This window comes from Ralstonia sp. RL (assembly GCF_001683835.1).
Classification (GTDB): Bacteria; Pseudomonadota; Gammaproteobacteria; order Burkholderiales; family Burkholderiaceae; genus Ralstonia; species Ralstonia mannitolilytica.
Genome location: NZ_LWRX01000249.1, coordinates 1 through 11278, shown reverse-complemented (window position 1 = coordinate 11278; position 11278 = coordinate 1). Strand labels below are relative to the sequence as shown.

Here is an 11278-nt window from a genome sequence, read left to right as displayed (position 1 = left end):
AAGGTCAGCCAGGCCGGCGAGCAACAGGCGAGATTCAGGGCATGGCCGCCGGCCTGCAAGGCGGCTGCAACGACTGTTCTTGCTACCACTGCGAATTCCATGCGGCTGGGGTGCTCAATTCAGCACGCCATCAAGAATAAAGTTACCGGATCGTACTGACAGTTATCAAAAAATTGTTTGACCTGGGTCATTTTTTTAAAAATGCATCAGCGTCACCATGAATTGTTCGGACAGTCCGGCAGTTGGCGGATAGTCACCGGCGGTTTGCAGGGCGACGAAGAAACGGAAATGCGTTCCACGTCAGGCATTGCCAATTCCAAGCCGCTTAAACATATGAGATTGGAGACGCCATGAATCGAAAATTGGATTCGGCGAACATGCCGGATTTTTCGTTCCGGCTTGGATTCTGCATGCTCGCTCTCGTCGCGCTGGTCGGCGTGACATTATATTGGCGCGGATTTGATCTTTGGACGATCGTCCTGGTCTGTATTGCCTTGGTTTGTCCCATCGTGATGCTGTGGGGCGTGACATTGCTGCGCAAAGAAAACTCAAAACAAGCCAACGATGCCGCGAAATCAGAACGCACTCGCCGTTGAGCCGGGCCGGCCGGCCGTGGAGGGATGCGCAGAATGTGCTGTCCCCGGACTGCACGGCAGCCCTTTGCGTGGGCACGGGGAAAGCAGCCCGCCGATAGTCGCCACGGCACCGCGCTACTTCCATTCTCCCGCCCGGATTCTCTTCATTCTCGGTATTGCGGTATTCGTCCTGCACTACGCCGCGATGCGAGTCTTGCAGCGGTTTTCGTTTGACGGAAATACCGCTGCGCTGATCGATTCGGCTGTATTGGTGCTGGTTCTGATGCCGGTGTTCCACTGGTTTATGTTTCGGCCTTTGCTGCACCACATCCAGGCCGTTCGAAAGACGAATATCGATCTGCATGAAAGCATTACCCGCTCGGAGAAAATCGTCGCCACCGCGTTCGACGCCATCATCGTGATTGACGAGCTTGGGATGGTCCGGGACTTCAATCCGGCGGCGGAAAAGATGTTCGGCGTGACAGCCTCGGAAATCGTCGGCCAGAGCGTGAACCGCCTGATGCCGGAGCCGATTCGCAACGCACACGACAGCTACATCGCGGCTTACCTGGACAGGGGGACCCCGCGCATTATCGGAAAAGGACGGGAGGTCGAAGGGCTGCGCAATAACGGCGAGACCTTTCCGATGGAATTGGCTGTCACGGAAATGCGGGTACATGGCAGGCGCATCTTCGTTGCCACGATACGCGATATCACGCGGCGCAAGCGCGACGAGGCCGCGCTCAGGAAAGCCAATGAAGAACTGGAACGCAAGGTCATGGCGCGTACTGCGGAACTGGCGAAGGCAAACGACGAACTGCAAAAGCTGGCGACGACCGATGCGCTGACCAAGGTCATGAACCGCCGCCAGTTCGATACGGAGCTCCAGAGAGAGCTGGAACGCGCGCGGCGTTACGGGGTGCCGTTTGCCCTGATCCTGTTTGACGTCGATCATTTCAAAAGAGTGAATGACCGGTTCGGGCATTTGAGCGGCGATCGGGTACTGGCGGAAATGGCGCAACTGATTTCCACGGAAACCAGGGTAAATGACATATTCGCTCGCTGGGGCGGCGAGGAATTCGTGCTGCTGGTGCATGGTGTCGATGCCGACGGCGCGCTGCAAATTGCGGAAAAGCTGCGCGCCCTGGTCGCCACGCACGCGTTCCCTCACGGTCATTCCGTCACCGCCAGTTTCGGTGTGACGGCCTATGCGGAAGGCGACGACAGCGTGAGCATCATGCAGCGGGTTGACCAGGCCTTATACCGGGCGAAAGAGCATGGACGCAACTGTACGGAACTTGCATGAAGGGCATGCCGGAACCACGCCTGTCAGGAACGGAGCAGGCGATATGAAAAATGCGGCATGACGTGGCTGGCCGCGCGGCGGCAACAGATGTCGATACCAATATCGCATCATCGCTCCTCCGGCTGGCGCTACCGTAAACGACGACTCTTAAAGCGGAGGTTGTGGGATGGCGACTTGCAGTGGCAGTTATCGAAGCATGGCGTTTGCCGCCTTGTTGCTGGCCGGCGCATGGCCGTTCGCGCTTGCACAGGCTGAGGAGCAGAGCGGCGGCGAGATCCTGGATAGGGTTGAAAAACTCCTCTGGGGAAAAACCGTCCAGGGCAATTACGAAATGACGATCAAGACACCTCGCTGGCAGCGCACCTTGGCGCTGCGGGTATGGATGGACCGCCCCACGCGCTCGTTCGTGCGCATCACGGCGCCGGCAAAGGAAGCGGGCATTGGGTCGCTACGCATCGGTAATGAAATGTGGAACTATCTGCCGACCGTGGAACGAACCATCAAAATACCGCCGTCGATGATGCTGCAGCCATGGATGGGATCGGATTTCACGAACGATGACTTGGTGAAGGAAAGCAGCATCGTCAACGATTACACACACAAGGTCAGCCAGGCCGGCGAGCAACAGCCGGACGGGGCTGAAGTACTCAGGATCGATTCCACTCCCAAGCCGGATGCCGCCGTCGTCTGGGGCAAGATCGTTTACTGGATACGCAAGAAGGATTACATCCCCCTGAAGGAAGAGTTTTACAGCGAGCGCGGCGAGCTGGTTCGGGTGCTGACCTTTTCCGATGTGCGGCCGGTCGGCGGGCGCATCATGCCGACGCGCTGGGAGATGCGGCCGGTCACGAAGGAGGGCAACCTGACGACCGTCCTGCTGAAGGACGCGGTTTTCGATCAGTCGGTCAATCCGGAAATATTCACACAACGGAATCTGCAAAAACCATGAGTGCTGTGAACGAGGTAATCGTCAGGGTCGAGCAGGTGAGCAAGGTCTACCAGAAGGGGAGCGTTGCGGTCAACGCGCTGCAGGGAATCGACCTCGATATCCGCAAAGGCGAATTCACTGCGCTGGTCGGGCCGAGCGGCTCGGGTAAAACCACGCTGCTCAATCTGATCGGCGGCCTCGACACGCCGAGCAGCGGCAAGATATGGGTCGGCGATCACGAGGTCGGCGCGCTGTCCAAGAGCGAGCTATCGGACCTGCGCCTGCACAAGGTCGGTTTCGTCTTTCAGGAATACAACCTGATTCCGGTGCTGTCGGCGCTGGAAAACGTCGAATACGTGATGCTGCTGCAAGGCGTGCCGGAACAGGAGCGGCGCGAACGCTCGCTGGCGATGCTGGCCGAGCTCGGCTTAAAGGGCATGGAGCACCGGCGTCCGAATGAATTGTCGGGCGGGCAGCAGCAGCGGGTCGCGGTGGCGCGCGCCATCGTCTCGGAGCCGTTGATCGTGCTGCCTGATGAACCGACCGCGAATCTGGATTCGGTTGCAGGCGCAGCCTTGCTCGACCTGATGCGCGAGCTGAACGAAACAAAAGGCATCACCTTCGTATTTTCAACGCACGACCCGATGGTTATGCAACGCGCCAAAAGGATAGTGCACCTGCACGACGGTCGTATTGTGCAGCAATAGGGAGCGCCGATGCTCTTCTTTAAACTTGCGTGGCGCAACATCTTCCGCAATGCGCGCCGTTCTGCCATTACCGTGGCCGCAATTTCGATCGGCCTTGCGTCGCTGATCTTCCTTTGGGCATTCGCCGACGGCACGAACGATCAGATGGTCGAAAACTCGACCCGCTATCTGGTCGGCCACCTGCAGATCCATCGCGCCGGCTATCACGAACAGCGCACGCTCGATCTGCTGCTGGAGCAGTCGGCCAATACGGTACAGCAATTGCGGACCCAGCCGCATGTAATGGCCGTCACGCAGCGTTTGGAAGGCAGTGCGCTGTTGAGCCTGGGCGACAAGTCGCGCGGCGTCATGGTTGTCGGCGTCGATCCCGAGCAGGAAACCCGGGTGACGACACTCGCACAAGCGGTGCGCGCAGGACGCTATCTGCAGCCGGGAGACGGCAACGCGATCTTGCTGGGCGCCAGTGCCGCCGCTGCGCTGAAGGCACAAGTCGGCTCGGAGGTTGTGCTGGTGACCCAGGCGGCCGATGGCTCGGTCGGCGCCGGCCGGTACCGGGTGCAGGGCATTTTTAACACCAGGATGGATATGTTGGACGGCAATTACGTGTTCTTGCCGCTTTCAACCGCACAAGAATTGTTTGCCGCCGGGAGCGCTGTCACTGCAGTGGTGGCGCGCCTCGACCATCGGTCCGCAACCGACGGTGTGGTCAGCGCCATGATGCGGCAGGCGGGCGCCGGCCAGGAAATACTCGGCTGGAAGAAATTGCTGCCTACGGTGGTGCAATCGACCGAATTTCATGAAATCGTCGCCTACATCCTGGTGCTGATCCTGTTTGTGGTGGTGGCGGTCGGCATCACCAATACGGTACTGATGGCCGTGATGGAACGCACCCGGGAATTCGGCGTGATCATGGCGCTCGGTACGCGGGATACGCAGGTGGTGCGGATGGTGTTTTATGAGGCGTGCATACTGGGCGTTGCCGGTCTGTTGATCGGCGCGGCTGCCGGGCTGGGCATCAGTCAGTATTTTGCCGTGAACGGGATTGACCTGGAACGCTACAGCCAAGGGCTGCAGTCGATGCCCGGTTTGACCGGAGTGATTTATCCCATGCCGCGCGCCGATCGCACCTTGCTGCTTTCACTGGTCGTGTTCGTTACGGCCTTGGCGACGGCATTTTATCCGGCATGGAAGACAGCACGTTTGCGTCCGGTGGACGCCATTCGCGGCCTGCAAACGACCTTGCTGGCGCCGGGCTGGCTGCGCCGGAGGAAGGCGGCTGGCGGTTCGACGCGCTGGCCGCTCTTCTTCAAGATCGCCGGGCGCGGCATCGTGCGCAATCCCCGGCGCACTGCGCTGACGGTGTCGGCAACTGCATTCGGTCTGGCCGCCTTCATCTTTTTGTACAGTTTCGTGGAAGGCTATTTCACCCAGATGATCGATAACTCGACCGGCTATGTCATGGGTGACCTGCAAATCCAGCACAAATTGTTCCGACAGGAGATGCTGCCGGAGCTGTCGCTGCGAGAGCCCGGGCAACTGCTGGAAACAGTGCGGCGTCACCCGTCGGTGGCGGCCGTCGCGCCACGGGTTCAGACACAGGTGCTGATCAGTAGTGCGGCACAGTCGCAGAACATTCTGTTACTGGGGATTGATCCTGAGCGCGAGCGCAACGTGACATTCATCGAGCGCACGGTCAGGGAAGGCAAGGCGCTGCAGCCCGGACAGGACCGCGACATCATGCTGGGACGGAAACTGGCCGGAAAACTCGGCGTGCGCCTCGGCGAAAAGGTGGTCGTCATGGCGCAGAACGCGGTGGGGGAGGTCGGCTCCGCCGCATACCGCGTGAGCGCGATCTTTGAAACGGACAGCGAGGCATTCGACAATGGCATCGGTTTCGTCAGCCTCCGCGCCGGCCAGTCGCTCCTGTCGCTTGGCGACGATATTTCCACCCTTGCCGTGCGGCTGAAGGATCGCGAACAGCTTCCCGCTGCGAGTGCCAGGCTCCGGCAGGAGCTCGCGCGGACGCCGTATGTCGTCGTTACTTGGCGCGAGCTGCTTCCCGAGGTATCGCAAATCATCGATTTTGTGAAGATGAATCTGAAACTGGTGATCGGGATCGTGTTCCTGGTGGTTGCCATGGGAGTGATGAACACCTTGCTGATGTCGGTGATGGAGCGCACGCACGAATTCGGCATCATGATGGCCCTCGGCACCAAACCTGCTCAAATCGTCCGCCTGGTGCTGTATGAATCGATCGTGCTCGCCATTGTCGGCAGTATGTTGGGCTACCTGCTGGGCGTCATGCTGGTGCAGTACCTGGCAGCACGCGGCATCGATCTCTCCGCATATACCAATGCCCTGCAGACGATCCCTGGAATGACAGGGATAATCTATCCGCAGCTGCGCAGCAGTCACCTTTGGGCTCCGCTACTGATATTACTCGTGGTGAGCGTACTTTCTGCGTTCTATCCGGCCTGGCGCGCCGCCCAACTCAGGCCGGTGAATGCGATTCGCCATGTTTAACCACCGCCGGCTGGCTGTTCTGTTCCTGGCGCTGGGGGCAGCCTTGTCCGACAACTTGCATGCTGCGGAAGGTGGCGAGAGGGATGAGGCAGCCCCTCTCAAATTGAGTGGCTATTATAAGAACCTGTGGCAGAACTCGGTGACGGTTTTTCCGTCGGAGCAAGCCTACTCGCTTGACTTGAATCGTCTGCGGCTCGAACTGAAAGGGCAGATTCATCCGGCGTTGAGTGTTGATGTCCAGTATGACAATGAAATACTGTTGGGCAGCTACTTGCGTACAGCGCAATTCGGGCTACAGAAGGATCTTCGGCCTGCGCAATACTGGCAGGCCGAGAGCAACTACGTCGACTCGCCGGACGTGTACGGCCGGCATCGCCTGTATCGCGCATTCGCCAGCCTCGCGCTGGGCGACACCGATATCCGCGTCGGGCGTCAGCGCATCGCCTGGGGGACTGGACGATTCTGGAGTCCGCTCGATATCCTGAACCCGATTTCACCTATCCAGCTTGAGCGTGAAGAACGGCCGGGTGCCGATGCGATACTGGTCGAGCACAAGCTGGGCGACGTGTCGCGGGTTAGCGCAGTCTATGCAGCCCAGCGACCGGGGGAGAACGGTAGTGGAGCGCTGTACTGGCATGGAAACAGGGCAGGGGTGGATTTTTCGGTTGTCACCGGCCGCTTCCGCGGCGACCGCCTGATCGGAGCGGACATCGCCACCCAGATCGGGAATGCGGGTCTTCGCGGCGAGCTGACCGTCACGTCGCCTTCCGGCACAAGGAATTATCGCCGCGCGCTCATTGGCATCGATTATGCATTTGCCAATACATTGACACTCAGTGCCGAGCTTTACTATAACGGCACCGGAACATCCGATCCTCTGGCGTATGATTTTGCCTCCTTACTGGCAGGGCGGATCCAGAATGTCGGACAGCGCTATGCGGGCGTGTTCGCGAGTTATGAAATCACGCCGCTGTTGAAGACGACGAATTATCTTGTCGCAAATCTTCAAGATGGAAGCCGTTACTTTTCGCCCACGCTGACCTATTCTCTGCGCACGAATATCGACTGGACCATCGGCGTGCAGAGCTTTTCCGGCAGTGCGACGAGCGAATACGGACACTTCAATAACGTCTATTACACGCAGGTGCAGTGGTTCTTCTGAGTTCGATCGCATGGCAGCTTGCCATGCGATCGAATGCGGAAAGTTATTTGGCCGGCGCCGGGGACCCCATTCTGTCCATCATCATTTGCATCATCATCTGCATCATTTCCATCTGTTTTTGCATCATTTGCGGTGATGGCGGTTGAGAACTTGAAGACTTTCCACTCATCATGCCGTTCATCATCGACATGCTGTCCTGCATGGTTTTCATATGCTCGGCCATCAGCGCGTTACGCTCTTCCGGGGTCTTAGCCGCCATCATTTTTTCGTGCATGTCGCGCATCGCGTTCATTTGCGCATCCATTTTTCCCATTTGCTCTGCCGTCGCTTTGGGAGCGGTGCTTTGCTTAGCCGCCTTATTCTGGGGAGGTTGGGCGGCCTGCACGTCGGGATGATGCTCTTCGTGTTGCGACGAGTCTGCGGAAAAAACAGCGGGGCTTACGGCGGCAAGCGTTGTCGCGAGTGCGAGGACAGCTATCGATTTCATGAACCTCTCCTGTGACTGTGAGATTGATCTTGCTCGTAAAGGGCAGTATGCCGAAATAGAATGAGTGGCCCATCGGCAGGCCTCATCTCTGTGATCGTAGTGGTCACATCGCGAGAGTTGAATGATTCAAGTCAAGAACCGGAAAAAACGGAGCCGCGCAACGTACCCAGAGTCATTCTAAAACACCCGGCATTCACCGCGTGCCAGCTTCGCGCATAGCGCGGGGATATCAGCAAGGTTGGCGCGAACCAAAGCCTCGATCTGTTCCTTGTTCACACTCTCCAGTCGACCGTCAGTCGTCGCCACCTCGATCATGACGAGTTGCGGTCGATTGATCGGCTGGCCGATCGCGGACAAGAGCTGCACCTGTGCCTCTTCAATTTCGGCAATGCGTAATACCAGCTCGTTAGCCACCTGCGTCGCCAGCACATTATAGATTTTGCCGACATGGCTGACGGGATTTTTGCCGGCAGCCGCTTCGAGTGACATGGCGCGGGAAGGGGTGATCAATCCACTGAGGCGATTGCCGCGCCCGACCTGTCCGTCGTCGCCATGCTCGGCGCTCAGACCTGTGACCGTCAGGTACAGGCCACTTTCATCGGCCGCATTCGGATCGTCCAGCGTATTGATGCGGATTTCGCAGGGCTGGTCCAGGCGGGAGGCTAGCCAATTCACCATCGCCGCCTTTTGAGAGAAATAGTGAGCTACGCCGTCTACGTCCCGATCCACGAAGGCGAGCGCGACCGTGACGCCGACACGGTCGTCGAGGCGCCTGCCCATGATCTTGAAGTCGTCGCCCGCCGTGGGAAAAGCTTCCCGGAACGGCGTGCTGCGCATATGCGCGGCCAGGCGCAGGACGGTTTGTTCCAGCGGTGAATACGGGGCAAATCCTACGCCGAACGAGGTGTCGTTTGCGACGGGTACTGCAATGCCGGGAGCAACTACGCGCCGCAGGTTGGGACTGCCGCTGCGCACGGCCGACTCGATCCGGAATAAGTCGACCGGGCAATGCAGCACTTTCGTGAGATAGTCATGCGCCGCGGTATGCACCAGCTCCATTATGGCGCTGTCATTCGGCAATGGATCTGCGCGTCCGGCGACGATCAGCCGTATCGGCTGATCCACCCGCCCGCCGCCAAACTTCGGTGTGCTCTGACCGCCGATCAGCAATGCCTTGTCGACGTTATGGTGCCGTATCTCCCCGTACTCGCGCAGATAGGCGACACACAAGGCTTGCGACACTGCATCGGCGACGCCATCGCACAGGCTGTCCGGATGGCCGATCCCTTTGTGTTCGCATATTTCCGCACGCTGTTGCGCATGACGAATTGGCGAGGGTGTCAGAATGAATTCCATTGTCCGTCGCTCTGCAGAGTTGCGCCGTGGCGCTATGTGGATAGCCCTAACCCGGCTTCGATTTCTCTACTATCCCATCTGCCCGGAGAATGTGGGTATGACGTGAGTCAAGGTATCAACGGCTTCTGGCCACAGGGGGGCTTGCTCGGCATGGCAAAACGGGAACTCCCTGGATTACAGGTTTGTAATCTCCGGGTCATTTCTCGGTCATCGTGAAGGGCCTAGCATGAATTTTCTACCGTGGTCGCTGTCATTGGGTAGCGATTGGGAAAGCAGGAACGTCAGACAGCAGAAGAGATGTCTTCAAGAATTGGTTTTCAGGAGAAATGCTATGAGAAAGCTTGCGATGATGATTGCAATAGTCTTGCTGGCCGGATGCTCCAGCTTGGGAACCAGCGGAACGAGTGGCGCCAATGCATCCAGTTCCGGCGGTCGCGGCGATCCGTATGATATGACCTATCGTGGCGCAAATTAATGAGCGATCGCCTCTTGGAGGGGGACAAGTTCAGTTTGACACGATGTTTACTTGAAGGCGTGTTTCCTCCTTGAATGGAAGGTTGATTCCGGGGCCGCATTGCGAGCCCGGAATCAAACTCCGGCAACCAGACTGTACCAACGCGCATGCCGGCCAATCCAGAAGCGTATGGACCGGCATGACAGTTGGCTTTTATCCCGGTATCACTTTGCCGGTTCAAGCTTCGTTACGGTGATTGCGCCATTGACCTTTTCGGCGGCGAAGCCGATCTTGTCTCCCACCTTCACCTGGTCGAGCATGGCCGGGTCTTTGACCTTGAATACCATGGTCATTGCCGGCATATCAAGATTGGTGAGCGGGCCGTGCTTGATGGTGATCTTGCCGGCATCCTTGTCGATTTTCTTCACTTCGCCGGAAGACATCGATGCGGCAGTATCGGACGATTTCATTGACCCCATCGAGCCATGCGTGGACATATCGTGTTGGGACATGTCATGCTTGGACATGTCGTCGGCTGCGGCCGCACTGAGCGACAGAGCGGCGGAAAGTGCGAACGCTGCGGGAAGAGTGGATGCGAGTTTCATGGACATTCCTTTCATGACAGTGTGACAGACAGATTTATTTAACAGCGACCTTGCCCTTCATGCCAGCCTCGAAATGACCAGGCTGGAGACAGGCGAAATCAAACTTTCCGGCTCTGGTGAATTGCCACACCAGCTCGCCGGTTTTTCCGGGATCGACCGATACCTGGTTCGGATCGGAATGTTCCATCTCCGGGAATTTGCGCATCAATTCTGCATGTTCCTTCAATTCCTTGATGCTGCCGAGCACCATTTCATGCTTCAGCTTGCCGCTATTTTTCACGACAAACCGGATCGTTTCGCCGCGCTTGATGGCGATGTTCGCAGGTGTGAAGCGCATGTTGTCGTTCATGTCGACTTCGATCGTGCGCGACACCTTGGCCGGGTCGCCGGGTTTGCCGAGCGCTGCAGCATGACCCGTGTCATGGTCAGCGTGATGATCTTCGTCTCCATGGGCGAATGCCAAACCGGTCGCTGCAGCGAGCGAGAAGACGGCAATGCGAAGCGCTTGTTTCATTTATTTAATCCCCGTGTTAATGGTGGTGGTGAGAGGTGCTGTCGGTGTATCCGCGCAGCTGGTCATAAGCCAAGATTTGTTCGCTGGTGAGTAAACGCGTCGTCGCTAAATGTGCGTTGACATGTACGAAGCGTAGTTCGCCCTGCAACTTCGCGATGTCGGCAACTAATGTGTGAACCTGGTCTTCATTTGCGTTGTGCCCGGAAAACAGGGAATCCAGCTCGGCCTCCTTGGCAAGAATTTGCGTGCCAAGCCGCTGGGCCTCATGCTGCATGCCTTCCTGAAGTTGTCGGACTTGTTGAATTTGCGTGTCGGCCAACTTGAGCGACTTGGCCGCATCCAGCACGTGTTTGGGACCAGGATAGTGATTAAGTTCTGCAACCTTCGACAACCCCATCCCGCGTCCCGCTTCAAGGTCGGCAATGTCTTGCGCCGACACCGCTTTGAGGGCGCGTTGCTGTTCCCCCGCATAAGGGCTGCGCTGCTCCGTGTCGCCCGCCCATGCCGGATGCGTCGATATTGCGATGGCAGCGGCGATCGCGAGGGCGACGTTTGATCTGTTAATGTTCATGGTGTTGTCCTGGCTTTTTGACTTTCAGTGTCGCTTCGTTTGACGTGGACGGGCCGCCTTGGGCCGGTACGCGTGAGGCGGGGGGGGGGG

Annotated in this window: 11 protein-coding genes; 6 read left to right on the top strand and 5 right to left on the bottom strand. The window is 58.1% G+C overall.

Annotated elements, in window-relative coordinates; genetic code table 11:
- Window positions 1-350 precede the first annotated feature (350 nt).
- From A6M56_RS22840 to A6M56_RS22815, 6 genes are all read left to right on the top strand, one after another.
- The gene (locus A6M56_RS22840) at window positions 351-596 is read left to right on the top strand and encodes a hypothetical protein (protein WP_286758466.1); all 246 of its coding nucleotides are present in this window, start codon (window positions 351-353) and stop codon (window positions 594-596) included.
- Window positions 565-1881: a sensor domain-containing diguanylate cyclase gene (locus A6M56_RS22835; protein ID WP_286758465.1), complete on the top strand. Its 1317-nt coding sequence runs from the start codon at window positions 565-567 to the stop codon at window positions 1879-1881. The genes A6M56_RS22840 and A6M56_RS22835 overlap by 32 nt, the downstream gene beginning before the upstream one ends.
- A 196-nt stretch (window positions 1882-2077) precedes the next feature.
- Window positions 2078-2830: an outer membrane lipoprotein-sorting protein gene (locus A6M56_RS22830; protein WP_286758464.1), complete on the top strand. Its 753-nt coding sequence runs from the start codon at window positions 2078-2080 to the stop codon at window positions 2828-2830.
- Window positions 2827-3516, top strand: a complete 690-nt coding sequence (locus A6M56_RS22825; protein ID WP_286758463.1) for an ABC transporter ATP-binding protein — start codon at window positions 2827-2829, stop codon at window positions 3514-3516. The genes A6M56_RS22830 and A6M56_RS22825 overlap by 4 nt, the downstream gene beginning before the upstream one ends.
- 9 nt (window positions 3517-3525) lie before the next feature.
- A complete protein-coding gene (locus tag A6M56_RS22820) occupies window positions 3526-6039 on the top strand; it encodes an ABC transporter permease (protein ID WP_286758462.1) in 2514 nt (837 codons plus the stop codon).
- On the top strand, window positions 6032-7201 hold the full coding sequence (locus A6M56_RS22815) for a hypothetical protein (RefSeq protein WP_286758461.1): 1170 nt from the start codon (window positions 6032-6034) through the stop codon (window positions 7199-7201). The genes A6M56_RS22820 and A6M56_RS22815 overlap by 8 nt, the downstream gene beginning before the upstream one ends.
- Before the next feature lie 43 nt (window positions 7202-7244).
- Here the strand turns inward: A6M56_RS22815 and A6M56_RS22810 are convergent, their stop codons facing one another.
- The 5 genes from A6M56_RS22810 to A6M56_RS22790 all read right to left on the bottom strand — a co-directional run bounded on the left by A6M56_RS22810 (window position 7245) and on the right by A6M56_RS22790 (window position 11188).
- A complete protein-coding gene (locus tag A6M56_RS22810; RefSeq protein WP_286758460.1) occupies window positions 7245-7688 on the bottom strand; it encodes a hypothetical protein in 444 nt (147 codons plus the stop codon).
- A gap of 177 nt (window positions 7689-7865) precedes the next feature.
- Window positions 7866-9044, bottom strand: a complete 1179-nt coding sequence (locus A6M56_RS22805) for a methionine adenosyltransferase (RefSeq protein ID WP_286758459.1) — start codon at window positions 9042-9044, stop codon at window positions 7866-7868.
- Between the two features lie 678 nt (window positions 9045-9722).
- On the bottom strand, window positions 9723-10103 hold the full coding sequence (locus A6M56_RS22800) for a copper-binding protein (protein ID WP_502686952.1): 381 nt from the start codon (window positions 10101-10103) through the stop codon (window positions 9723-9725).
- Window positions 10104-10137: 34 nt separating this feature from the next.
- On the bottom strand, window positions 10138-10617 hold the full coding sequence (locus A6M56_RS22795; protein WP_286758458.1) for a cupredoxin domain-containing protein: 480 nt from the start codon (window positions 10615-10617) through the stop codon (window positions 10138-10140).
- A gap of 16 nt (window positions 10618-10633) precedes the next feature.
- Entirely contained in the window at window positions 10634-11188 is a 555-nt protein-coding gene (locus A6M56_RS22790; RefSeq protein WP_286758457.1) for a Spy/CpxP family protein refolding chaperone, read from the bottom strand.
- Window positions 11189-11278 lie beyond the last annotated feature (90 nt).